Here is a 22,311-nt window from a genome sequence, read left to right on the forward strand (position 1 = left end):
AGCCGGAAGCGGCGGCCGAGCCGGCCGCGGCGCCGGCGGAGAACAATCTGCTGGACTTCGATTTCAATCTGGACAGCCTGGCGACCGAAGCGCCGGCCGCGGCGGAAACGCAGCCGGCCGCAGCCGCCGAGCCGGCCGGTTTCGAATCGCTGTACGAGGACATGCTGGCCGAAACACCCGCAGCCGCGCCTGCCGCGCCAACAGCGCCGGCGCAAGCCGAAGGGATGTCGGTGCTGGATGATCCGCTGGCCACCAAGCTGGATTTGGCCAAGGTTTATCTGGACATGGGCGACCGCGACGGGGCCAAGGAAGTGCTGCAGGACTTGATCGCCGAGGCGCAGGGGCCGCTCAAGGCGGAGGCGGAGGCCTTGCTGGCAAGCATCAGCGCCTGAGGTGGGCGCGACGGCGCTGCGCGGCGGGACGAGTACTCGTCCCGCCGTTTGAGTGTCTGAGCCGGCATAAATGCCGGGTTCGCGCCGAATGCGCCGCAAACCGCGGCCGAAGTGTGGTTTTTTTGACTATGGCCGCGGTGCAATGGCGCGCAGATGTTTGATTTATCTTCGCTAAGTGGTTGTTGCGCGGTTTCGTTGCAATAATTAAAACGTTGTAAGAGCCTGTTGACGATCTGGCGCCGGCGGCTTCGAAAGAATGAGGATGGGGATAGCCTTCCATGTCTGTTAAGACGCGCATGAGTCATATCGCGGTGCTGCTGGCCGGCCTTGGTCTGGCCGCCGTCGCCTCCGCCGGCCTGGGGCCGATACGGGTGCTGTCCGCCGAAGGCGAACCCTTGCTGGCGGAAATTCCGGTGGTGGACGAAGAGCCATCCGACAATGTGCTGGTGGGGCTGGCGGACCGCAACCGCTATCCCTTGCTGTCCACTTACAGCCCATCCGCCGGCAATCTGCAGTTTTCCATCGTGCGCAAGCCTGACGGCAGCGTTCAGAAAATCCTGGTCAAGGGCGCGGTCGCCTATCCGGAGCCGCTGCTGCGCTTCGCCGTGGACTTGAGCTGGCCGGCCGGCAGGCTGGTGCGTGAGTTCGAGGTGGATTACCGCCGTGACGGCCCGCGCAACAAACCGGCGCCGGCGCGGGAGGATGGCAAGAAGCATGTCGCCAGCGTGGACGCCTCGCCGCGGCTTGACTCTTTGGGCTTGAGCGATGTGCGCTTGCGCTCGCGGCTGGGCGAGCCGCTGTTGCTGGAGCTGACCTTGCAGGGCAGCGCGCTGGAACAGGCCGATCCGCCGCGGCTGGCCTTGTTCGCGGTGGCGGCGCAGGGCGAGCCCAGCGAGCAGCAGGCACGCTTGGTGGCCTCCATTCTTCCCCAGCTCGAAAAAGTGGCCAAGGGCAAGTTCAAGGTGCAATTGCGCACCGAACAGCCGGTGACCGAGCCGATGCTGGCATTCCGGCTGGAAGTCAGCGCGGGCAAGCTCAAGGCGCAAAAGAATTATTCGGTGCTGCTGGATCCGCAGGCGGCGGCCAAGCCGGCATCCGCCAAGCGCGCCTTGAAAGTCTATCGCGTGCTCAAGGGCGATACCTTGTCCGGCATCGCCAGCCGCATGCGCGGCGGCGGCGCGGTCAGCCAGCAACTGCTGCACGATAACCCTGAAGCTTTCATCGACGGCAACGCCAATCTGCTGCGCGCAGGCGTGGCGCTGGAATATCCGGCGGAATGGCGTCTGCGCGGCCAGGCCGGCGTGGCGCCGGCCAAAGCGCCCGAGCCCAAGCCTGCCGCGGCCGAACCTAAAGCGTCCAAGTCCGCTGCGGTCGAGGCCAAGGCGCCCTCGGCGGACAAGGCCAAGGAATCTATGCCCAAGCCCGTGATCGGCAAGGGCGAGACCCGCGCCGCGCCAGCGGAGCCGCCGCGCGCGGTTGCGCCGCCCAAGCCGGCAATGGCCAAGGGCGAGACCGCCACGCAGGCGCCCGCCGAGCGCAAGCCGGGCGCATCGTCGCCGCAGGAGCAGCATTTGCAGCAAATGCTGCAACGGCAGGATCAGGCGCTGAAGCAGGCGGAACAGCGGGCCAAGGCGTTGGAGCAGAAGATACAAGATTACCAGCGCAATCTGGCGGCCAAGGCCGCGGCGCCGGCTTCCGCACCGGCTCCGGCGATGACGGAGAACCGCGTGGCGGCGACCGAGACCGGGCACGAGACCAAGGCGGCGCCCAAGGTGGCCGCGGTCAGCTCTATGCCGGTGGCGGCGTCCGCGCCGCAGGCTGCGCTTGAACACGAGGCGCCGCCCCATGCGGCGGAACCCGTTCCGGTGATCAAGCCGGCGTCCGAGGTGAAGACACCTCCCGTGGAAGCGGCCGCCAGCGGCTGGAGCGATGAATTGGGCGCGATGCTGGCGGATGAATCGCTGCGCTGGAAGTTGGGCGGCGCGGCGGCGGCGCTGGGTTTGGTGGCCTTGCTGCTGGCTCGGCGCAAGCGTCAGCAGGGCAAGGCCGATGCGGCCGTCCCGGTGGCGGGCGCGGCCGTGGGCGGCGCGTCCATGCTGGGGCCGCTGACCACCTTGATGAGCTCCTTGAAGAAGGGCGATGGCATCGATCTGTCCTCGGTGGACCGAGTGGCCGAGGCCGATGTCTATCTGGCCTACGGCCGCGACGATCAGGCGCTGGAGATCTTGCGCGAAGGCCTGGCCAACGAGCCGATGCGGCAGGATTTGCGTTATAAGCTGTTGGAAGTGCTGTCCACCCAGCAGGACAAGCAGCTGTTCATCGCCGAGGCCACCACCGCCAAAGGCGTGTTCGGCAAGGACAGCACTTTGTGGATGCGGGTGTGCGAGATCGGTCAGACCGTCGCGCCCGGCCATCCCTTGTTCGCGATGGCCGCGCCCGTGGTCGCGGAAGTGACGCCCGCCGCGCCGACGGCGCCGGCTGCGCCGATGCCGGCAATGGATGAGCCCGTTGCGGAGCGCGCAAGCGAGCCGGCGGCGCCTCCGCGGCCAAGCGCGCCCCCGCCGCCTGCTCCTCCGTCCACAGCGACCAGCCCGGCCGAGGAAAAAATGGAGCTGGCCAAGCTGTACCTGGAAATGGGCGACAAGGAAACCGCGGATGCGCTGATGAAGGAAGCAAGCGGCGGTTGATAGCCGGGTTTAGGGCCGGATGGAGTCAAGGCGCCGACGCGTTCAAGATGCGTCGGCGCTGTTTTTTTTGCGAAAGTTCGCGAGTTGGGCGCTCATGTTGGCAGGGGTTGGCGGTTTTTCTTGAGAATTCGCAGCAAAAGCCGTGATTGGGGCGTGGCGCAAACCGGGCAGGATAAGGTAGAGTGAGTGCTTTACTGAACTTGGTCGCGTCGACCGGCGCTTGTCGGCGCGGAGCGGCGTGGTGTTTTGATTAAGGTGTGGGCATGAGGATAGCGCTCGGCATCGAGTATGACGGTCGGGCGTTCGCCGGCTGGCAGACTCAGCCGCATGGCAATACGGTGCAGGACAGGTTGAACCAGGCGATCGCGCAGATCGCCGGTGTCGAGGAGGTCGGCACCCTGGCCGCCGGCAGGACAGATGCCGGCGTGCACGCGGCGATGCAGGTGGTGCATTTCGACAGCCCGGCGCAGCGGCCGCTGAACGCCTGGGTGCGTGGCGTCAACGCGGTGCTGCCGGCCGAGGTGGCGGTGGTATGGGCGCGCGAGGTGTCGGACGATTTTCACGCGCGGTTTTCGGCGTTTTCCCGCAGCTACAGCTATTTCCTGCTGACCAGCCCGGTGCGGCCCTGCTTGCTGGCCGGCAAGATGGGCTGGTTCCACCAGCCGCTGGATGTGGCGGCGATGCGGGAGGCGGCGGCTCATCTGTTGGGACGGCATGATTTTTCCAGCTTTCGCGCGTCCGAATGCCAGGCCAAGTCGCCGCTCAAGGATTTGCAGCGCTTGGACATCAGCGAGCAAGACGGCCTGATCCGCTTCGATTTGCTGGCGGACGCCTTCCTGCATCACATGGTGCGCAATATCGTCGGCGCGCTGGTTTATGTCGGCAAGGGCGCTTTGCGCCCCGAGGAGATGGCGGGCTTGTTGGCCGCGCGCGACCGCACCTTCGCGCCGCCCACCTTCATGCCGGATGGTCTGTACCTGACCGGCGTGGGCTATCCGGAAATATACGATTTGCCGTCGCAGGCGGACGCCGCGCGGCTGGCTTTGTGGAGATGAGAGTGGGCGGCACGACCCGAATCAAGATTTGCGGCATTACCCGGCCCGAGGATGGCGCCGAGGCGGCGCGGCTGGGTGCCGACGCCATCGGTCTGGTGTTCTACGCCAAGAGCCCGCGCCATGTCGACGTCGAGCAGGCGCGCGCGGTGATCGCGGCGCTGCCGCCCTTCGTCAGCGTGGTGGCCTTGTTCGTCAACCCGGAGCCGGAATACGTGCGCGAAGTGTTGGCCGCCTGCGCGATCGACATCTTGCAGTTCCACGGCGAGGAAGACGCCGCTTTCTGCCGCTCTTTCCAGCGTCCTTATCTGAAGGCGATACGGGTGAAGCCGGGCGTGGATCTGGCCGAGATCGCCGCGGAGTACCCGGACGCGCGCGCGCTATTGAGCGACGCCTTCGTCGAGGGCGCGCATGGCGGCACCGGCGCCACCTTTGACTGGAAGCTGCTGCCGGAGGCCTTGCCTCTGCCGCTGATCCTGTCCGGCGGCCTGGACGAACACAATGTGGCGGCGGCGGTGGCGCAGGTGCGCCCGGCCGCGGTCGACGTCTCCAGTGGAGTGGAGGCGTCCAAGGGAATTAAAGATGCCGCCAGAATGGCGGCGTTCATATCAGGAGTTAGACATGGATCGTTATGACCTGCCGGACGCCCAGGGCCATTTTGGCCCGCATGGCGGCGTCTATGTCGCCGAAACCTTGATGGCGGCGCTGGACGAGCTGAAAAACGAATACGCTCGCGTCAAGGCCGACCCGTCGTTCTGGGAAGAATTCCGTCACGAGCTCAAGCATTATGTCGGTCGGCCCAGCCCGGTCTATCACGCCAAGCGCTGGTCCGAGCAACTGGGCGGCGCGCAGATCTATCTGAAGCGCGAGGACTTGAACCACACCGGCGCGCACAAGATCAACAACGCCATCGGCCAGGCGCTGCTGGCGCGGCGCATGGGCAAGAAGCGGGTGATCGCCGAAACCGGCGCCGGCCAGCACGGCGTGGCTTCCGCCACCGTGGCGGCGCGCTACGGCATGGAGTGCGTGGTGTACATGGGCGCCGAGGACATCAAGCGTCAATCGCCCAATGTGTTCCGCATGAAGCTGCTGGGCGCCACCGTGGTGCCGGTGGAGTCCGGTTCCAAGACGCTGAAGGACGCCTTGAACGAGGCGATGCGAGACTGGGTGACCAATATCGACAGCACCTTCTACATCCTGGGCACCGCGGCCGGCCCGCATCCGTACCCGATGCTGGTGCGCGACTTCGTGTCGGTGATCGGCGAGGAGGCCAAGGTGCAGATGCCGGAAGTGATCGGTCGTCAGCCGGACGTGGTGGTGGCTTGTGTTGGCGGCGGCTCCAACGCCATCGGCATGTTCTATCCCTATATCGGCGTTGACGGCGTGCGCATGGTCGGCGTCGAGGCCGGCGGCCTGGGCCTGGCTTCCGGCAAGCACGCGGCGCCGATTTCCGGTGGCGCGCCCCTGGGCGTGCTGCACGGCGCCAAGAGCTATCTGATGCAGGATGAGAATGGCCAGGTGGTGGAAACCCATTCGGTGTCCGCCGGCCTGGACTATCCGGGCGTGGGGCCGGAGCACAGTCATCTGAAGGACATTGGCCGCGCCGACTACGTGGCGATCAACGACGACGAGGCTTTGCGCGCCTTCCACGACTGCTGTCACTTCGAAGGCATCATCCCGGCGCTGGAATCCAGCCATGCGCTGGCCTGGGCCGCCAAGGAAGCGCCGAAGATGGGCAAGGATCAGGTGATCCTGGTCAATCTGTCCGGCCGCGGCGACAAGGACATCAACACCGTGGCCGGCCTGGCCGGCATCACCTTGTAAGGAGGCGCTATGTCACGCATCGCCAAATGTTTTGAAGCGCTGGCCGGCGGCAAGGCGCTGATTCCCTTCATCACCGCCGGCGACCCGTCGCCGCAGCTGACCGTGTCGCTGATGCGCGGCCTGGTGGAGGGCGGCGCCGACATCATCGAGCTGGGGGTGCCGTTTTCCGACCCGATGGCCGACGGTCCGGTGATCCAGCGCGCCTCCGAGCGCGCTCTGGTCCACAAAGTGGGCCTGCGCCAGGTGCTGCAGCTGGTGGCGGAGTTCCGCCGCGACAATGATCACACCCCGGTGGTGCTGATGGGCTATCTGAACCCGGTGTTCGCCATGGGCTACCAGGACTTCGCCGCCGCGGCCAAGGCCGCCGGCGTCGACGGGGTGCTGACCGTGGACAGCCCGCCGGAGGAATCGGCGGATTTGTCCGCCGCCTTGAGCGCCAACGGCCTGGACCCGGTCTTCCTGATCGCGCCGACCACGCCGCCGCAACGTGTGGCGGAAATCGCCAAATTGGCGCGTGGTTATGTCTATTATGTGTCTTTGAAGGGGGTGACTGGCGCCGGGCATCTGGACATTGACGACGTAGCGCGTAAAATTGCTGCCCTTAGAGAATATTTGACCGTGCCGATCGGCGTCGGCTTTGGCATTCGCGACGGCGCGACCGCCAAGGCGATCTCTGCTGCCGCTGACGCGGTGGTGGTAGGCAGCCGCTTGGTGCAGGAAATTGAGGCGGCGACACCCGAAACCGCCAAAGAGCGGTTAACCCGTCTGGTGGCCGAACTGAAGGCCGCCATCCGATAGAACGAAGCGGGGGCTCAGCCCCCGTTTTACTGTGTCCGCCGTTTACGCGGCGGGCCATGAATCAAGGAGTCAGCATGAGCTGGTTGAATAAGCTCCTGCCGCCGAAGATCAAGCGCGACAACCGCGCCGATAAACCTTCCGCGGTACCGGAGGGGCTTTGGAGCAAGTGCCCGGAATGCGAAGCCGTGTTGTATTACACCGACCTGGAGAGCAATCTGCAGGTGTGTCCCAAGTGTAATCACCACCATCCGCTGACCGCGCGCGAACGTCTGAACCTGCTGCTGGATGAAGAAGGCCGCCGCGAGCTGGGCGAAGAGGTCAAGCCGGTGGATATCCTGAAGTTCAAGGATAGCAAGAAGTACCCGGACCGCTTGACCGCCGCCAAGACCGATACCGGCGAGGACGACGCGCTGGTGGTGATGCAGGGCAGCATGGAATCGATGCCGGTGGTGGTGGCCGCGTTTGAATTCAAATTCATCGGCGGCTCCATGGGCTCGGTGGTGGGCGAGCGCTTCGTGCGCGGCGTGCGCGCCGCTGTGGAGGCCAAGGCGCCCTTCGTCTGCGTGGCGGCCTCGGGCGGCGCGCGGATGCAGGAAGGCCTGAACTCGTTGATGCAGATGGCCAAGACCAGCGCCGCGCTGCAGTTGCTGAGCGATGCCAAGCTGCCCTTCATTTCGATCCTGACCGATCCGACCATGGGTGGCGTGTCCGCATCCTTCGCCTTCCTGGGCGATGTGGTGCTGGCCGAGCCGCGCGCGCGCATCGGTTTCGCCGGCGCGCGCGTGATCGAGCAGACCGTGCGTGAAACGCTGCCGGAAGGCTTCCAGCGCGCCGAGTTCTTGCTGAGCAAGGGCGCGGTGGACATGGTGGTGGACCGGCGCGAGCTGAAGCGCAAGCTGGCGGAGTTGAGCGCCTTGCTGATGAAGGAGCCGGCGCCGGTCTGACCCGCAGCCTAGCCGTGTTGAAAAGCCGCCAGTGATGGCGGCTTTTTTATTTGGCGCGGCAGGTTTGCACCGCGTGGTTGAACTGTGTCAGGAATTGCGGCGATTCGCGCGCGAGGAAGGCCTTGCCGAAGTAGACGCCGAAGGGCAGGCTTTGCGCCAGTTCGCTGCGCAGCTGCTCCTGCACGCCCATCTTGGCGATCAGCGCGTCAACCACGTAGGCGTTGCCCAGAATGGCATCGACGCGGTGGTTCAGCAGCATCCTGACCAACTGTTCGCTATTGGGCGGGGTGGAGGTGAGCTGGTAGCCATGTTCGCGCAGCCAGTCGTCCATATTGGAGCCATTGAAGGCGGCGGTGCGCGCCTGCAGCTTGAAATCGCCGCTGCTGGGTGACAACGGGTAGTCCTTCAGCAGATACCAGCGCCGCTCATAGGGCAGGATGGAGGCGGACAAGACCGCGTAGCCGTCGCGCTCCGCCGACGGGGTGGCGGTGAAGAAGGCGTCGGCCTGTTGGTGTTGCACCTGCCATTGCGCGCGCGGCCAGGGCAGGAAGGCGATGGTGTAGGTGCGTTGCAGTTGTTTGAGCGCGCATTGCACCACTTGCACCGCCAGGCCGTCGGCGGCGCCGTTGTCCTTGCGGAAGGACAGCGGCGCTTGCTGATGGGTGTTCAGCCGTATCGGCGCGTCGGCGAAGACGGCGCCGGCCAATAGCAGGCCGGCCAAGGCCAGGCGCGGCGTCGGCAGGAGGCGCCTGGTCCTGCGTCGGCTCGAAGGCCGCTGGGTGGCGCTTAAAAAATAGGCGGAGATCATTTATGTTTTGCAATCAGCGGTTTGAAGGCTTTATCCACACTCTGTCACCAGATTTGCTCATCGGCGGAGTGGGAAAGTTCCCTGAATTTGCCTTTTTTATAAGCGTAAGAGGCAAGTGGCTAATTGCAAAAGTTTTTTTGCCTTACGGGCGGGGTTATCCACATAGTTATCCGGTGATTGCTGTGGACAAGCCCGCGCCGCGGCCTTACTCCTCCTGTTCCAGTGCCTCCATCTCGGCCTGGGCTTCCAGCCAGGCTTCCTCCACTTCGGCCAGGCGCGAGCTCACCTCGCCCTGACGGCGCACCGCGTCGGTCAGCCGTTGCCGGTTGGCGTCCTCGTAGGCGTCGGCGGAGGCCATGAAGCCGTCCAGCTCGGCCTTCTCCGCGCTGAGCTGGTCCAGCTCCTTCTCCAGCTTGTTCAGGCGCGTCTGCAGCGGTTTGCGCAGCTGGGACAGCCGCTGCCGCGCTTCCGCTTCTTGGCGTTTCTGCTCCTTGCGATTCAGGCCCTGGGCGTCGCCGGCGGAGGGCTTGCCGGCGTCGGCCAGCTGCGCCAGCCGCCACTGGCGGTAGTCTTCCAGGTCGCCGTCGAAGGGCTGCACCTTGCCGTGGCTGACCAGCCAGAAGGTGTCGGTGGTGGCTTCCAGCAGGCTGCGGTCATGGGACACCACGATCAGCGCGCCGCTGAAGTCCTGCAAGGCCATGGTCAGTGCGTGGCGCATTTCCAGGTCCAGGTGGTTGGTGGGTTCGTCCAGCAGCAGCAGATTGGGTTTTTGCCAGACTATCATCGCTAGCGCCAACCGCGCCTTTTCGCCGCCGGACATCGGGCCCACCGGGTCGGAGGCGGCGTCGCCGCGGAAATTGAAGCCACCGAGGAAGCTGCGCAGTTCCAGTTCGCGCGCATTGGGCGCCAGCCGCTGCATGTGCTGCAGCGGGCTGTCGTCTTCGCGCAGGGTTTCCAGCGTGTGCTGGGCGAAATAGCCTATCTTCAGCGTCTGCGCGGCGATGACCTCGCCGCGCAAGGGTGCGAGATCGCCGGACAGCAGCTTGACCAAGGTGGATTTGCCGGCGCCGTTGACGCCGAGCAGGCCGATGCGGGCGCCGGATTCCACCGACAGATTGAGGCCGCCGAGTATGGTGACGGCGCCATAGCCGGCATCGGCCTGTTCCAGTTTCAGCAGCGGATTGGGCAGATTGTCCGGGCTGTCGAAGTGGAAGTCGAACGGCGAGGCCACATGGGCCGGCGCGATGCGCTCCAGCTTTTCCAGCGCCTTGACCCGGCTCTGCGCCTGGCGCGCCTTGGACGCCTTGGCCTTGAAGCGGTTGACGAAGGATTCCAGGTGGGCGATCTGGCGTTGCTGCTTCTCGTACTCGCCTTGCTGGCGCGCCAGTTTCTCCGCGCGCATCACTTCGTACTGGCTGTAATTGCCGGTGTACAGCGTCAGGTCCTGGTTGGCGACTTCGATGATGTGGTCGCAGACGCTGTCGAGGAAGTCGCGGTCGTGGGAAATCATCAGCAGGGTGCCGGGATAGCCTTGCAGCCAGTCTTCCAGCCACAGCACGGTTTCCAGGTCAAGGTGGTTGGTGGGCTCGTCCAGCAGCAGCAGGTCGGAGCGGCACATCAGCGCCTGCGCCAGATTCAGGCGCATGCGCCAGCCGCCGGAGAAGCTGGCCACCGGCCGCAGCTGGGCGTCCACGTCGAAGCCGAGGCCGGTCAGCAATTTGCCGGCGCGCGCCGGCGCGGCGTAGGCGTCGATGCGCGCCAGTTCGCCGTGCAGATGGCCGATGGCGTTGCCGTCGTGGCGATCCTCGGCCTGTTGCAGCGCTTGCTCCAACTGGCGCAGCTCATGGTCGCCGTCCAGCACGTAGTCCAGCGCCGAGCGCTGCAGCGCCGGGGTTTCCTGCGCCACGTGGGCGATGGTCCAGTGCGGCGGCAGTAGCACATCGCCGCCGTCGGCGTGCAGTTCGCCCATCAATAGCGCGAACAGGCTGGACTTGCCGGCGCCGTTGGCGCCGGTGAGGCCGGTCTTGTAGCCGGGGTTGAGGGTGAGGTTGGCGCTGAGCAGCAATTCTTTCAGGCCGCGGCGCAGATTGAGGTTCTTGAGTTGAATCATAGGAGTCCGAACGGCCGCGCCGGCGCGTGTGGCCGGCGCGGCGCATGGGTGTGGGTCAGGCCGGCGGCAGCGAGCCGAGGTCCCAGCGCGGCTTGATCGAGTAGCTGCCGGGGGCTTGAGCGTGTTGCAGCCGCATCGCGCCGGCGAAGGCGATCATCGCGCCGTTGTCGGTGCACAGCGCCAGCGGCGGATAGAAGACTTCGAAGCGGCGGCGGCGGCGCGCGGCCTCGTCCAGCGCGGCGCGCAGCTGCTTGTTGGCGCCGACGCCGCCGGCCACCACCAGCCGCTTCATGCCGCACTGCTTGAGCGCGGCCAGCGATTTCTTGGTCAGCACTTCGACGATGGCTTCCTGGAAGGCGCGGCAGATGTCCTTGCGCGTTTGCTCGTCGATATGGCCGTCGGCGTCCGCCACTTGCTTGCTCAGCGTCAGCACCGCGGTTTTCAGGCCGGAGAAGCTCATGTCCAGATCGCCGGAATTCAGCATCGGCCGCGGCAGGGTGAAGCGGGTCGGATCGCCTTCCTCGGCCAGCCGCGACAGCAGCGGGCCGCCGGGATAGGGCAGGCCCAGCAGCTTGGCGGTCTTGTCGAAGGCTTCGCCGGCGGCGTCGTCCAGGGTTTCGCCCAGGATCTGGTAGTCGCCGACGCCGCGCACCGCCATCAACTGCGTGTGGCCGCCGGAAACCAGCAGGGCCAGGAAGGGGAATTCGGGCTTGGGCTCGGCCAGCAGCGGCGACAGCAGATGGCCTTCCAGGTGGTGGACGCCCAGCACCGGGATGTTCAGGCCGAAGGCCAGCGCATTGGCGACGCTGGCGCCCACCAGCAGGGCGCCGCCCAGACCGGGGCCCTGGGTGTAAGCGATGGCGTCGAGATCGGCCAGGGTCTTGCCGGCCTCGGCCAGGCAGGCCTCGGTCAGCGGGATGGCGCGACGGATGTGGTCGCGGCTGGCCAACTCCGGCACCACCCCGCCGTATTCGGCGTGCATGGCCATTTGAGTGTGCAATTGGTGGGCCAGCAGGCCGCCGTCGGTGTCATACAGCGCGACTCCGGTTTCGTCGCAGGAAGATTCAATACCTAGTACCAGCATGTTTGGGCGCAGCTCGGATATAGCGGGACAATCTTTCTATTTTACCGGTGAATCTTTGTTCGCCCAAATCCGGATGTTAGGCTAGCCGTTTTCGATAGCGTGATGGTGAAAGGTGGGGGCGATGAAAGCCAGGCTGAAATGGGTGGACGGCGTGTGTTTCCTGGGCGAGAGCGGCAGCGGCCACGCGGTGGTGATGGACGGCGCGCCGGAGGGCGGCGGCCGCAATCTGGGGCCGCGGCCGATGGAATTGCTATTGCTGGGCACCGCCGGCTGCACCAGTTACGACGTGATCACCATTCTGAAGAAGTCCCGGCAGCAGGTCAGCGATTGCTGGGTGGAGATCGAGGCCGAGCGCGCCGAGGAAGAGCCCAAGGTATTAACCCGCATCCATTTCCACTTTGTGGTGAGTGGGCGCGAACTGAAGGCCGATGCGGTGGAGCGGGCGATCAAGCTGTCGGCGGAGAAATACTGCTCAGCGTCCATCATGCTGGGCAAGACCGCCGATATCAGCCACGATTTCGAACTGCGCGACGCCTGAGGGCGGCGGGCGGCCCGGCCAGCAATTCCGCCGCCAGGCACAGCGCGGCATCGTGGTCCGGCTGGTGGCGCAGCGGATAGCCCCAAAACTTTTCGAAGCGCGGCGCGAACTCGTCCAGGTCGCGCTGTTGCTCCGGTCGCGGCGCGATCACGATGGTGGCGCGAATCAGCTGGCGGATCTGCAGGCGGTTGTCCTTGACCCATAGCGCCGCCATCTTGCGGACGATGCGCGCGTGCAGGTCGAGCTCGGTCGGCGCCGGCTCGCGGGCGATGAACACGAAGGGCCGTTGCTGGCTCAGCAACTGGTCCAGGGTGGCGAAAATATCGGTGGGCTGCTGTCCATCCGGGCGGTGGCGATCCAGCCAGACGATGGGAAAGTCCTGAGCGTGGAATTGCATGGTTTCTTTGTAAATGAGAATCAATATCATTGTATCGTCATGTGTTCACCTTGTCATCCGTCCCGGCTTGCATGGCCATCATTGAAAACCGTCCGCCGGCCCCCATCTAGCCGACTGGCCCAGCTTGCGGCGCTGGGCTTGGGTTGCCCGGCGTAAGCCGATACAATAGACGGTTTTGCGCGGCCTCACGCGGGCGCCGCGATACGACGAAAAGGCGCGGGGATGACTACCATCGTGGCGGTAAGAAAGGGCGATCAGATTGCGATCGCCGCCGATAGCCAGACCACTTTTGGCGACGACCAGAAGCTGTTGGCCGACTACGACTGTTTTCACAACAAGATTTTCCAGCACGGCGACAGCTATCTGGCCATTTCCGGCTCCGCCGCGCACGACCTGGTGCTGCAAGGCGCGTTGAAGGAATTGAAGAAAAAGGACCTGAGCAGCCGCCAGGGCATTTTCGAGACCTTCCGCAAGCTGCATCCCAAGCTGAAGGACGGTTTCTATCTGCGTCCCGAGGAGGACGAGGAAGACCCGTACGAATCCAGCCAGATGATGGTGGTGATCGCCAACCGTCACGGCATTTTCGGGGTTTATCCGATGCGCGAGATCTATGAGTTCTCCCGCATCTGGGCGATAGGCTCCGGTCGCAAGTTCGCGATGGGCGCGATGTACGCGGTTTACGATCAAGCGCTGAGCGCGCGCGAAATCGCCGAAATCGGCGTGCGCGCCGGCTGCGAGTTCGACGTCAGTTCTGCCATGCCGATGACGGTCTATACCGTAGAACTGGCGGCGGACAAGGACAAGAAAGACATAGCATGAGCACACAAGACAGATTGCAACGGTTTTTATTCGACGGCGCGCCGGTGCGCGGCGCCCTGGTGAGGCTGGACGGCGCCTGGCAGCAGGTGCTGGCTCGGCGCAGCTACCCGCCGGCCTTGAAGAAGATCATCGGCGAGATGATGGCGGCGGCCGAACTGATGGCCGCCAACCTCAAGTTCGACGGCGCGCTGATCCTGCAGATCCATGGCACCGGGCCGCTGAAGCTGGCGGTGGTGGAGTGCAATAACGATCGCACCATCCGCGCCACCGCCAAATGGGATGAAGCCATGCCGGAGAACGCGCCTATCCAGACGCTGCTGGGCGTCAACGCCCGCTTCGTGGTGACGCTGGAGCCGCGCGTGGACAAGGCGCAAACCTGGCAGGGCATTGTGGCGTTGGAGGGGGATAGCGTCGGCGAGATGCTGGAAAACTACATGCGCCGTTCCGAGCAATTGGAAACCCGGCTGATCCTGGCTTCCAGCGACGACACCGCCGCCGGCATGCTATTGCAGAAGCTGCCGGAAGGACATGGCGATCCGGAAGGCTGGGAGCGCATCCAGATGCTGGGCGCCACCCTGCGGGAAGATGAGCTGTTGGGCTTGCCGGCGGAAGATATCCTGCATCGCTTGTTCCATGAGGAAACGGTGCGGGTGTTCGATCAGGAAACGGTGAGCTTCGCCTGCAATTGCAGCCGCGAGCGCGTTGGCGACATGCTGAAGATGCTGGGCGGGCAGGAAGTGGGCGAGGTGCTGCTGGAGCAGGGCAGCGTGGAAATCGTCTGTGATTACTGCAACCAGCACTATGTCTATGACGAGGACGATGCCAATCGCTTGTTCGACTACGATGTGGTCGCCGCGGTGCGCGAGGCCCGGCATTGATTCCATGTCATTAGTTTGGCAACAAACTATCAATGAGCCGCGCAAGCGGCTTTTTTTACGCCTTTTTCTTGGCAAAAAACAGGGTAAAAATACCAATGTTGTAATTATGGTTTAAATTGAACGTTTTATTTTAAACTGAATTCTCATGACGATGGCTATTCGATATGATTTGAAATGCGCATCATATTATTGATAACGCATCAACAATGAATTGGATAGCGTCATGATAAAAACAGTTTCGCTCAGCGGCGCGCGCGCGCTGAGTCTTTCCGTGATGACCGCCGCCTTATTGGCCGGCTGCGTCAGCGATTCCGAAAAATCCGCGCTCAACCAGCCGGCGCCGCAGGCCAATCTGCCGCAGGCCAGCCATTCCGCGCACTCTCCGGCCTTGTCGGAAAAGCCGTCCTACCCGCACGGCTTGCCGCCTGGCGCGCCGGCCGACGCCGCCGGTCCGGGCGCCAAGCCGCAAGGTCCGATGCAGCAGACCGGCGTGCGCCGCGCCAAGGAAGCCGTGGCCGCGCCGCAATACGCCACCTGCGACGAGACCAAGCTGGGCCAGTTGTCCGGCGCGGCCTTGGCGCGCTATGTCGCCAGCGTGCAGGGCACGTGTCTGAACCGCCTGTTCCAGGCGGACGCCTTCAGCTACCGGGTGGTGTCGCCGGCGAATATGCGTGAAGTGGCGGCCGAGGCCCGCGCTCGCGCGCAAGGCTGGGACGGCAAGAGCGCCAATGGCTTGTGGCCGCTGGCGGTGTTCCTGAAAGCCGGTTACTTCACCCAGTACAGCCACGCCGCGGAAGTGGGTGATTACGGCCGTCCGGTGGATGAGCCGGTGATGCAAGTGGTGAGCGCGCTGGCGGAAAACCCGGCGCTGTGGAGCGAGCCGGTGCGCGATGGCAGCGGCGACCGCGACGCCTGGTACCTAGCGACCGATCTGCGTCAGTCGGTGGCGGAAACCATGATCCTGGCGGATTCGGTGCGCAAGCAGGAATACGCCTTGCCGCTGCTGCAACGCTTCTTCGGCCGCTACAACGCCGCGGCTAAGAACAACTGGGCGCGCATCGCGCTGCATCCGATGCAGACCACCCTGTTCAATATGCATTACACCGAGGGCTTCGCCGCCAAGGCGGGCGCCGGGCAGCTGGATGCGCTGGTGTCCAGCCTGGCAGGGCTGACCCGCGCCGGCCAGCCGGCCTTCGCCGATGAACAGATGTATCTGAACACCGTGCGCGAAACCGGCCGCTTCATGCAATACCCGCGCACCGCCAAACTGGCGGAAGACGCGGTGGCCGGCCTGCTGGGCGGCGAGAAGTTCGGCCCCTCGTGGGCGGAAGCGGTGTACGCCTTGAAGAAACTGGGCAAGGTGCCGTGCGAGCGTTACGGCATCTGCCAGGCGGAGCAGGAGCTGAAAGCGCATCTGTTCCCGCATAGCTGGAGTTTCGATAACGGCAATCTGGTGTTCGAAACGCCGCTGGCGCTGGCCGAAGTGGAGCCGCTGTACTACGCGATGAAGCAGGTGCAGGCGCAACTGGGCCGGGTCAGCGGCATCAGTCAGCCGGTGGCCGGCGACACCAACGCCAAACTGCGCATGGTGATCTACGGCAGCAAGACCGCCTACCAGCGCTTCCAGGGCCTGCTCAATGAATTGTCCACCGACAACGGCGGCATTTACATCGAGAAGGACGGCACCTTCTACACCTTCCAGCGCGAAGTGCCGCGCGAGAGCTATCTGAGCCTGGAGGAACTGGTGCGCCACGAGTACGTGCACTATCTGTCCGGCCGCTTCATCCAGCCGGGCATGTGGGGCAGCTCGGAGTTCTACCGCGACGACCGCCGCATGGCCTGGTATGACGAGGGCTTCGCCGAGTTCATGGCCTGGAGCACATCGCGCGACGGCATCAAGGTGCGCGGCCATGTGGTGGACGTGGTGGCCAACGGCTGGCCGCAAAGCTATCTGGAACCGTCTCGCATCATGCGCTCCAGCTATAGCGACGGCTGGGACTTCTACAGCCATTCCGCCTTGTGGTTCTACTACCTGAACCAGCAACAGCCGGGCCGCATCGCCGAGATCCTGGCCGCGCTGCGCGCCGACGACGTCAAGCGCTTCGACGCACTGGTGGTGGAAATGGGCCATGACGCCGGCCTGGTGCAGGGCTTCCACGACTATGTGGGTCGCCAGGTGGAGGCGCAGCGCGCCGGCCAACTGGGCAATACCTCGACCGAACAAGGCGTGGATTGGCTGAAGCAAGCGCAGTGGCAGGCCGGCGAGATCGGCGCGATAGAAGGCGCGATGCGCCGCTACCTGCCGGTGGCGTGCCGCGTCTGGGCCGACGGCGAACGCAGCGCTCTGCGCCGCTTCGAATGCGACGGCGTGTTGCCCTTGCGCTCCGGCACCGCCACCATGGCGCGCCAGGAGCTGGACAAGACCCTGGACTCCGCCTTGCAGAACCTGCTGCGCGGCAGCGGCATCAACAATATGATGGCGCTCAACTGCGCGGCCACCGACTACGACTTCAAGGCCAAGCGCGCCGCGCTGCGCTGCGAAGGCCCGCTGGGTCCGGCCGCGTCGCAGCCGTCGCAGCCGGGCGGCGGCGACGCCCAGCTGGGCTTGGCCAAGCTCAGCTATTCCAGCCCTGTGCGCTGCCTGCGCGGCCAGCTGCAAGGCGTGGGCGAGCCGGACGGCTATAGTCTGGTGAGCGGTCCCAAGCTGGGCCGCGCCGTCATGGCCGACCACGGCGCGTTCAACTACCGCCGCGACCAGGACCAGCCGGGCGTGGCCGACCAGATCACCGTGCGCGTGCGCAAGGGCGCGCAAACGCGGGATGTGGTGGTGCAGTTGCTGGCGACGCCGGTGAATATGTCGGACGAGGCGTGCTGGGCCCGCGCCGGTTGAGGCGTGTCTGAGGCATGAATGAAAAGAGCCGGGAGATTCCCGGCTCTTTTTGTTTTAGAGCGCTTGAACCTGGCCCAGGTCCGGCCGCTCCAGCCACGCCATGAAGGCGTCGCCCAGCCTTTGGCTCTCGGCGGTGGCCTGGCGCCAAACCTGTTGGCGCTGAGCGTCCCGGCCCAGATAGCGGTGGAAGTCCTGACGGTCTGGTAGCTTGCCGCCGGGCAGCCGCGCCAGATAGTCGCGCGACGGCGCGATCAGCACGGTGTTGGCGTGGTGGGCCGGGCTGGAGCCGCGCCAGGGCAGGAATTTGTCGAACCAGCCGGGCACGATGCGCTCGGTGAAATGAGGGTAGAGCACGATGTCGTCGCCGTGGGCGAAGGGGAAATCCAGATGGTAATCGGTCAGGCCGCCATCGCGATAAGTGGCCGCCGGCGCGCCCGGCAGTTGCACGCCGCTGAGCACGCCGGGAATGGCGATGGTGCCCATCAGCGCGGCATCCAGATTGTCCATTCCCAGCGGCTGGCACAGCGTGGGGATGCTGTCCTCGGGCTTGAAGCGCAAGTCGCTGCGCGGATCGTGGCAGATCACCCGGCTGAAGGCGTGGCGCAGCAAGCCGCGCGACAAGGTGTTGAGCGCGGCGCTCAGCGCCAGGCCGCCCAGCAGCGCCGCGCGCGCCTCGCTGGCGAGCATGCCGTGGGATCGCACCAGCAACAGGCTAAGCTGATAGTGCGGATGATCGATCAGCGCGGCGCGCGCTGCCGGTGACAGCACCTCGTCCAGCATCAGCCGGGTCTGGCGGGTGATGTCGGCGACGCCGATCTTGGTCGCGTAGGTTTCGTCGGTGTAGCGCTCCGCCAGCCGGGCCAGCGCCTGGCGCGGTTCGGCCTGCATCGCGCAGGCGAAACGCCAGCCGCCGATGGAGGCGCCGACCAGCTCGCGCCGACGCGGGCTGCGGTTCAGCCATTCGAACACCGCCTGGTCCAGGCCGGTGATGCCTATCGCCTTGGGACCGCCGGCGGCGCCGGGCAGGGTGGTCACGCTGGCGGCGGGCAGGCCCTGGCGCGCCAGCAGCTTGCGTGCGTGCGCGCCGGCCTTGATCACGAGGGGCGGGTAGGGAATATGGATGGCGGGCATGGTGTCGTATTCTGGACTGGGGTTGGCCAGCGCGGGGCGGTTTTTGGTATCCTGCTGGGCTTTGATATTCATTCGCATCGGGCGGCGGCGCCGCCTTCAGGAGCACAGTCATGATACCCGTAAGCCAACTGTCCGACTATCTGCGCGAGCAGAGCCTGGAACTGGATCGCACCGAGCTGCAGATCGCGGTGCTGACCCTGTCCGCGGTCTTGAGCGCGGACAAGCCGGCGGCGCGCCAGGACCTGTACCGCTACCGGGTGCCCAAATTGAGCGAGGACGGCAGCTGCTCGCTGTTCGAGGAGCTGGCGGAGGAGCCTTATGATCTGGCGCCGCTGTTCGGCGGCGAAAGCCCGGAGGCGACGGCGGCACTGCGCAATCTGCTGGCGCTGGTGGAGTCGGTGAACCTCAAGGTGGGCGCGGACTGGTTGGGCGTGTACCGCAAGATAGGCAAGGGCCAGCAGGCCAAGCTGGTCAAGCTGGCCTATCAGGGCGTGCCCAGCCGCGCCGAGTTTCCTCTGACCGAGGCCTTCGCCGAGTACAGCAACAATAGCCGGGTGGGCCTGACCGGCTGGGCGGTGCTGATCGAGGACGTCAAAGCCTGGCGTGCCGAGGGCGGCGGCTATTACGAGTGCGACCCCAAGGTGATGAGCGAGGTGTGCCTGCCGGTGCTGGGCCAGGACGATAATGTGCTGGGCATTCTGGACGCCGAGGCGTCCAGCGCCGGATTCTTCACGCCGGAGCGGCTGGTGTGGCTGGCCGCGTTGGCCATCGTGCTGGCCGAGCCCTTCGCCGCCTTGCCGCTGGCGCTTGAAAATCCGGAAGCCGACCACAGTTAATAAAGATTATCGCGCGCGGATTCAGGCGCGCTTACCAGGTTTAGCGGAGAAACAATGTCATTGCCTGCTGTCGAGCTCAGCGTGGATGAGCCGAGGATGGAATACGTCGCCAGTTGCAAGCTGCCCACCCCGTGGGGTGAGTTCACCATGCATGGTTTTGAGGAAGTGGGTGGCCGCGAGCATGTCGCGCTGACCCTGGGCACGATAGACGACGGCGAGCCGGTGCTGTCGCGCCTGCATTCGGAGTGCTTGACCGGCGATGCGCTGTTTTCCTTGCGCTGCGACTGCGGCTTCCAGCTGGAAGCGGCCTTGTCCGCCATCGCCGCCGAAGGCCGCGGCGCGCTGCTGTATCTGCGCCAGGAAGGCCGCGGCATCGGGCTGATCAACAAGATCCGCGCCTACCAGCTGCAGGACGGCGGCGCCGATACCGTCGAGGCCAATGAGCGGCTGGGCTTCCCCGCCGACATGCGCGATTTCCGCATCGCCCGTCATATGCTGGACCAACTGGGCGTGTCGCGAGTGCGGGTGATGACCAATAATCCGCGCAAGATCGAAACCCTGCGCAGCGCCGGCATCGACGTGGTGGAGCGGGTGCCGCTGGAAGTGGGGCGCAATCCGCACAACGACCGCTATCTGGACACCAAGGCCAGCAAGCTGGGCCATATGTTGTTCAAGTGAGCGGCCGCGCCGGAACGGCGCAGTCGGGGATGTACGAACGGGAGCCCATGGCTCCCGTTTTTCATGCCAGCGCCGCGCAGAGTTCCTGCCAGCGGGCGGTCAGTTCGGCTGCCGTCAGCGCATCGGGAAAAGCCAGCCGTCGGCGCGTGGCGGCGATTTCGTAATCGATGCCGTGGCAGTCGACGCCCAACAGCCGGATGCCGGCGGGCACGGCGGCGCCTTGCGCCAGCAGCTCCGCCTCTTGCTCCGGCTCCAGCGTCGCGCCGTCCAGCCACTGCTCGGCCTCCAGCCAGCCCATGCGGCCGAAGCCCTCGATATAGCGCAGCCGTTGCGGCCGCAGCCGGTAAAAGCCGAAGTCCAGCTGCAGCCAGTTCTCGGCCTCAGGCTGGTAGCGCAGATGGCGCGCCAGCTCCAGCGGCGTGGGTTGGAAGGCTTCCATGTCGCCCAACAGCGTCAGGCGCGCGCCACTCTGGCTGGATGCCGCCGCCGGGTCCAGCAGCGCCACGCTGCAGCGCGGATCGGCCTGCAGGTTCTTGCTGTGTTCGGCCAGCGCGCTGAGGCAGAGCATGGGCCGGTGGCGGGCGTCGGGCACGCAGGGTATCGGCGTGGCGTAGGGGTAGCCGGCCAGCTGGGTGCTGTGGCTGGCCAGGCTGGCGTGGACGCAGCGGTGCAGCAGATGGATGGCGGCTGAGGGCGGGATTTTCATGTTTGGTTTCCGACGCGAAGTGGGCTCATCTTAGCCGGCGTCGCGGCCAGGCGCAAAAAAGCCCCGGCGTAGCGGGGCTCAAGGCGAGAGGGCGCTGCTTTAAAAACCAGGGGTCCGCGCGATGAAGGCGTTCAGATTGGCGATGTTCAGGCTGCCCCAGCCGGTGGTGTAGTCCCAGCCCTTGGCGGCGCTGTAGGCGCCGTTGCTGCCGCTGGTGACGTCATGGTACAGCGAGGGATTGGCCTTGAAGTATTTGTAGATCGACGGCGCCGGCGAGTTGATGTTGTTGCCGTTGGCCGATTCGATGCGCGCCCAGAAGCCGGTGAACAGCGGCGCCGCCAGGCTGGTGCCGCCGATCTGCGAGGTGCTGCCGTTGACCAGCACCAGCGCGCCGCTATTGGGGTCGGCGTCGAAGGAGACGTCGGGCACGCCGCGCTTGGTCTTGGAAATGGTCAGCACGCCGGCGCTGGTCTGCCAGGCAGGAGCGCTCTCGGTATAGCTGGGGCCACCGCCGCCGCCGTTCCAGGTGCTTTCCGACAGATAGCCGGTCTGGCCGCTGGTGGACAGCGTGGTGCCGCCCACCGCGATCACGTACGGCGATACCGCCGGATAGCTCTGGCGCGCGGTGCGGCCGCCGCACTCGTAGGAGCCGGAATCGCCAGTGGACACCGAGAAGGTCTGGCCCTGGGCCACCGCCGCCTGGAAGATCTGGTCGGCGCTGGCGGTCATGCCGTCGCTCTGCGCGCTGGTCTCGCATTCGCCCAGAGAAACGTTGACCACCTTGGCGCTGCCGTCGCTGACCGCAGCGTTGAAGGCGGCGGTGATGTCGGCATTGGTCATCGACGGCGCGACGTAGAAGTTCATCTGCTGCACCGCGCCGCCGGCGGCGGCGAGAATGTCCTGGCTGTCCAGGTTCCATTCCTCGGTGCCGGAGGTGTCGCTGGTGGGCGTGCCGCTATTGATCACCGAGGTGGCCACCGTGCCGTAGCCGGCGCCGCTGGCGAAGTCCTGCAGATCGCTCAGCGTCTGGGTCAGGTCGCCCTCGGCGATGATGCCCACCGTGGTGTTGCTGGCCGGCGGCAGGCTGTTCGCGTTGTAGATGGACGGGAAATCGGTGGGGGAATGGCCGCTGACGCTGGCGGTCTTGAAGGCCTGCGGCGTCGGGTGGCGCAGTGCGGTGCGGAATTGATGCACGTTCTGCAGGCCGTGCACCGCCAGCACGATGTCGGCCAGTTGGCTGGGCACCTGGGCGTTGGCGACATTGGCGAAGGCCTGGCGGCCGTTGATGTTGTAGCGGTGCAGCGAGGTCTGGAAGCCGGCCTTGACCGTGGCGGCGCTGCCGTCGGCGGTGATCAGCAGGCGGTTGGGCGCCACCTTGATATTGCGGAAGCCGCTGGCCTGCAAATGCTTGACCACGGTCTGCGCTTGAGCCTCGGTGGGCGAGAAGCGGTTCAGGAACTCGGTCTTGCTCAGGTAGTGCTTGCTGCCGCCTTGCAGAATGCTCTGCGTCAGCGCGTCCAGCTGTGCCTTGTTGCGTACTTTCAGCGCCACTGCGATGTGCACGCTCTGGCCGGCCGCGACTTCGCCGCTGTCTTGCGCTTGCGGGATCAGGCTTTGTACCGGATGGGCCAGGGTGCTGGTGGATTGCCAGTTGAGGGTTGCTGCTTGCGCCGCGATGCTGAAGAAGGCGGCGGACACCAGTGCGGCCGTGTATTGCTTGGCAAACATTCACTTCTCCT

General features: G+C 65.4%; 20 protein-coding genes. 13 read left to right on the forward strand and 7 right to left on the reverse strand.

Features of this window, described 5'->3' with window-relative positions:
* From LQT98_RS04105 to accD, 7 genes are all read left to right on the forward strand, one after another.
* On the forward strand, positions 1-392 hold a 392-nt coding region (locus LQT98_RS04105; RefSeq protein ID WP_331282523.1), incomplete at its 5' end, for a FimV/HubP family polar landmark protein.
* 278 nt (positions 393-670) lie between these two features.
* Positions 671-3,079: a type IV pilus assembly protein FimV gene (locus tag LQT98_RS04110; RefSeq protein WP_231461217.1), complete on the forward strand. Its 2,409-nt coding sequence runs from the start codon at positions 671-673 to the stop codon at positions 3,077-3,079.
* A 263-nt stretch (positions 3,080-3,342) separates the two neighbouring features.
* The gene (gene truA / locus LQT98_RS04115; RefSeq protein ID WP_048411472.1) at positions 3,343-4,134 is read left to right on the forward strand and encodes a tRNA pseudouridine(38-40) synthase TruA; all 792 of its coding nucleotides are present in this window, start codon (positions 3,343-3,345) and stop codon (positions 4,132-4,134) included.
* 2 nt (positions 4,135-4,136) lie between these two features.
* The gene (locus LQT98_RS04120) at positions 4,137-4,766 is read left to right on the forward strand and encodes a phosphoribosylanthranilate isomerase (protein ID WP_231461218.1); all 630 of its coding nucleotides are present in this window, start codon (positions 4,137-4,139) and stop codon (positions 4,764-4,766) included.
* A complete protein-coding gene (trpB, locus tag LQT98_RS04125; protein ID WP_048411474.1) occupies positions 4,753-5,955 on the forward strand; it encodes a tryptophan synthase subunit beta in 1,203 nt (400 codons plus the stop codon). The genes LQT98_RS04120 and trpB overlap by 14 nt, the downstream gene beginning before the upstream one ends.
* Before the next feature lie 9 nt (positions 5,956-5,964).
* The gene (gene trpA, locus LQT98_RS04130) at positions 5,965-6,753 is read left to right on the forward strand and encodes a tryptophan synthase subunit alpha (RefSeq protein ID WP_231461219.1); all 789 of its coding nucleotides are present in this window, start codon (positions 5,965-5,967) and stop codon (positions 6,751-6,753) included.
* A 74-nt stretch (positions 6,754-6,827) separates the two neighbouring features.
* Positions 6,828-7,697 (forward strand): acetyl-CoA carboxylase, carboxyltransferase subunit beta, encoded by an 870-nt coding sequence (gene accD / locus LQT98_RS04135; protein ID WP_231461220.1) that lies wholly within the window; start codon positions 6,828-6,830, stop codon positions 7,695-7,697.
* A 46-nt stretch (positions 7,698-7,743) separates the two neighbouring features.
* On the opposite strand, the gene LQT98_RS04140 is transcribed toward accD, so the two are convergent.
* From LQT98_RS04140 to tsaD, 3 genes are all read right to left on the reverse strand, one after another.
* Positions 7,744-8,418, reverse strand: coding sequence for a substrate-binding periplasmic protein (locus LQT98_RS04140; protein WP_231461221.1), 675 nt, complete (start codon positions 8,416-8,418; stop codon positions 7,744-7,746).
* Between the two features lie 292 nt (positions 8,419-8,710).
* On the reverse strand, positions 8,711-10,615 hold the full coding sequence (locus LQT98_RS04145) for an ATP-binding cassette domain-containing protein (protein ID WP_231461222.1): 1,905 nt from the start codon (positions 10,613-10,615) through the stop codon (positions 8,711-8,713).
* Positions 10,616-10,670: 55 nt separating this feature from the next.
* The gene (gene tsaD / locus LQT98_RS04150) at positions 10,671-11,699 is read right to left on the reverse strand and encodes a tRNA (adenosine(37)-N6)-threonylcarbamoyltransferase complex transferase subunit TsaD (RefSeq protein ID WP_231461223.1); all 1,029 of its coding nucleotides are present in this window, start codon (positions 11,697-11,699) and stop codon (positions 10,671-10,673) included.
* A 121-nt stretch (positions 11,700-11,820) separates the two neighbouring features.
* On the opposite strand from tsaD, the gene LQT98_RS04155 reads away from it, so the two are divergent.
* Positions 11,821-12,237, forward strand: a complete 417-nt coding sequence (locus LQT98_RS04155; RefSeq protein WP_231461224.1) for an OsmC family protein — start codon at positions 11,821-11,823, stop codon at positions 12,235-12,237.
* On the opposite strand, the gene LQT98_RS04160 is transcribed toward LQT98_RS04155, so the two are convergent.
* A complete protein-coding gene (locus LQT98_RS04160) occupies positions 12,206-12,664 on the reverse strand; it encodes a hypothetical protein (RefSeq protein ID WP_231461225.1) in 459 nt (152 codons plus the stop codon). The two genes, LQT98_RS04155 and LQT98_RS04160, sit on opposite strands and share 32 nt — an antisense overlap.
* 192 nt (positions 12,665-12,856) lie before the next feature.
* Between LQT98_RS04160 and LQT98_RS04165 the strand changes: the two genes are divergently transcribed.
* From LQT98_RS04165 to LQT98_RS04175, 3 genes are all read left to right on the forward strand, one after another.
* Positions 12,857-13,453 carry an Ntn hydrolase family protein gene (locus tag LQT98_RS04165; protein ID WP_231461226.1) on the forward strand — a complete coding sequence of 199 codons (597 nt, stop codon included), beginning with the start codon at positions 12,857-12,859 and terminating at the stop codon, positions 13,451-13,453.
* Positions 13,450-14,331 carry an Hsp33 family molecular chaperone HslO gene (gene hslO, locus LQT98_RS04170; RefSeq protein ID WP_231461227.1) on the forward strand — a complete coding sequence of 294 codons (882 nt, stop codon included), beginning with the start codon at positions 13,450-13,452 and terminating at the stop codon, positions 14,329-14,331. The genes LQT98_RS04165 and hslO overlap by 4 nt, the downstream gene beginning before the upstream one ends.
* A 223-nt stretch (positions 14,332-14,554) precedes the next feature.
* Positions 14,555-17,221 (forward strand): collagenase, encoded by a 2,667-nt coding sequence (locus LQT98_RS04175; protein ID WP_231461228.1) that lies wholly within the window; start codon positions 14,555-14,557, stop codon positions 17,219-17,221.
* Positions 17,222-17,275: 54 nt separating this feature from the next.
* On the opposite strand, the gene LQT98_RS04180 is transcribed toward LQT98_RS04175, so the two are convergent.
* Positions 17,276-18,424, reverse strand: coding sequence for a hypothetical protein (locus LQT98_RS04180; protein WP_231461229.1), 1,149 nt, complete (start codon positions 18,422-18,424; stop codon positions 17,276-17,278).
* Between the two features lie 38 nt (positions 18,425-18,462).
* Here LQT98_RS04180 and LQT98_RS04185 point away from each other — a divergent pair, with 38 nt between their 5' ends.
* Both LQT98_RS04185 and ribA read left to right on the forward strand, forming a co-directional pair.
* Complete coding sequence (locus LQT98_RS04185; protein WP_231461230.1) at positions 18,463-19,188, forward strand: GAF domain-containing protein; 726 nt, start codon at positions 18,463-18,465, stop codon at positions 19,186-19,188.
* Positions 19,189-19,284: 96 nt separating this feature from the next.
* Positions 19,285-19,866: a GTP cyclohydrolase II gene (gene ribA / locus LQT98_RS04190; RefSeq protein WP_048411485.1), complete on the forward strand. Its 582-nt coding sequence runs from the start codon at positions 19,285-19,287 to the stop codon at positions 19,864-19,866.
* Positions 19,867-19,927: 61 nt separating this feature from the next.
* Here ribA and LQT98_RS04195 read toward each other — a convergent pair whose 3' ends face one another.
* Both LQT98_RS04195 and LQT98_RS04200 read right to left on the reverse strand, forming a co-directional pair.
* The gene (locus LQT98_RS04195; RefSeq protein WP_231461231.1) at positions 19,928-20,572 is read right to left on the reverse strand and encodes a HugZ family pyridoxamine 5'-phosphate oxidase; all 645 of its coding nucleotides are present in this window, start codon (positions 20,570-20,572) and stop codon (positions 19,928-19,930) included.
* 99 nt (positions 20,573-20,671) lie between these two features.
* Positions 20,672-22,300 carry a S53 family peptidase gene (locus LQT98_RS04200; RefSeq protein ID WP_231461232.1) on the reverse strand — a complete coding sequence of 543 codons (1,629 nt, stop codon included), beginning with the start codon at positions 22,298-22,300 and terminating at the stop codon, positions 20,672-20,674.
* Positions 22,301-22,311: the final 11 nt, after the last annotated feature.

Source organism: Chromobacterium aquaticum (assembly GCF_021129195.1).
In the GTDB taxonomy this organism is placed as follows: domain Bacteria; phylum Pseudomonadota; class Gammaproteobacteria; order Burkholderiales; family Chromobacteriaceae; genus Chromobacterium; species Chromobacterium aquaticum.

Excerpts from the sequence above, each read along its gene's own strand:
- LQT98_RS04110 (WP_231461217.1), top strand. The coding sequence starts at position 671 with ATGTCTGTTAAGACGCGCATGAGTCATATCGCGGTGCTGCTGGCCGGC.
- truA (WP_048411472.1), top strand. The coding sequence starts at position 3,343 with ATGAGGATAGCGCTCGGCATCGAGTATGACGGTCGGGCGTTCGCCGGC.
- trpB (WP_048411474.1), top strand. The coding sequence starts at position 4,753 with ATGGATCGTTATGACCTGCCGGACGCCCAGGGCCATTTTGGCCCGCAT.
- trpA (WP_231461219.1), top strand. The coding sequence starts at position 5,965 with ATGTCACGCATCGCCAAATGTTTTGAAGCGCTGGCCGGCGGCAAGGCG.
- accD (WP_231461220.1), top strand. The coding sequence starts at position 6,828 with ATGAGCTGGTTGAATAAGCTCCTGCCGCCGAAGATCAAGCGCGACAAC.
- LQT98_RS04145 (WP_231461222.1), bottom strand. The coding sequence starts at position 10,615 with ATGATTCAACTCAAGAACCTCAATCTGCGCCGCGGCCTGAAAGAATTG.
- tsaD (WP_231461223.1), bottom strand. The coding sequence starts at position 11,699 with ATGCTGGTACTAGGTATTGAATCTTCCTGCGACGAAACCGGAGTCGCG.
- LQT98_RS04155 (WP_231461224.1), top strand. The coding sequence starts at position 11,821 with ATGAAAGCCAGGCTGAAATGGGTGGACGGCGTGTGTTTCCTGGGCGAG.
- LQT98_RS04160 (WP_231461225.1), bottom strand. The coding sequence starts at position 12,664 with ATGATATTGATTCTCATTTACAAAGAAACCATGCAATTCCACGCTCAG.
- LQT98_RS04165 (WP_231461226.1), top strand. The coding sequence starts at position 12,857 with ATGACTACCATCGTGGCGGTAAGAAAGGGCGATCAGATTGCGATCGCC.
- hslO (WP_231461227.1), top strand. The coding sequence starts at position 13,450 with ATGAGCACACAAGACAGATTGCAACGGTTTTTATTCGACGGCGCGCCG.
- LQT98_RS04175 (WP_231461228.1), top strand. The coding sequence starts at position 14,555 with ATGATAAAAACAGTTTCGCTCAGCGGCGCGCGCGCGCTGAGTCTTTCC.
- LQT98_RS04180 (WP_231461229.1), bottom strand. The coding sequence starts at position 18,424 with ATGAATATCAAAGCCCAGCAGGATACCAAAAACCGCCCCGCGCTGGCC.
- LQT98_RS04185 (WP_231461230.1), top strand. The coding sequence starts at position 18,463 with ATGATACCCGTAAGCCAACTGTCCGACTATCTGCGCGAGCAGAGCCTG.
- ribA (WP_048411485.1), top strand. The coding sequence starts at position 19,285 with ATGGAATACGTCGCCAGTTGCAAGCTGCCCACCCCGTGGGGTGAGTTC.
- LQT98_RS04195 (WP_231461231.1), bottom strand. The coding sequence starts at position 20,572 with ATGAAAATCCCGCCCTCAGCCGCCATCCATCTGCTGCACCGCTGCGTC.
- LQT98_RS04200 (WP_231461232.1), bottom strand. The coding sequence starts at position 22,300 with ATGTTTGCCAAGCAATACACGGCCGCACTGGTGTCCGCCGCCTTCTTC.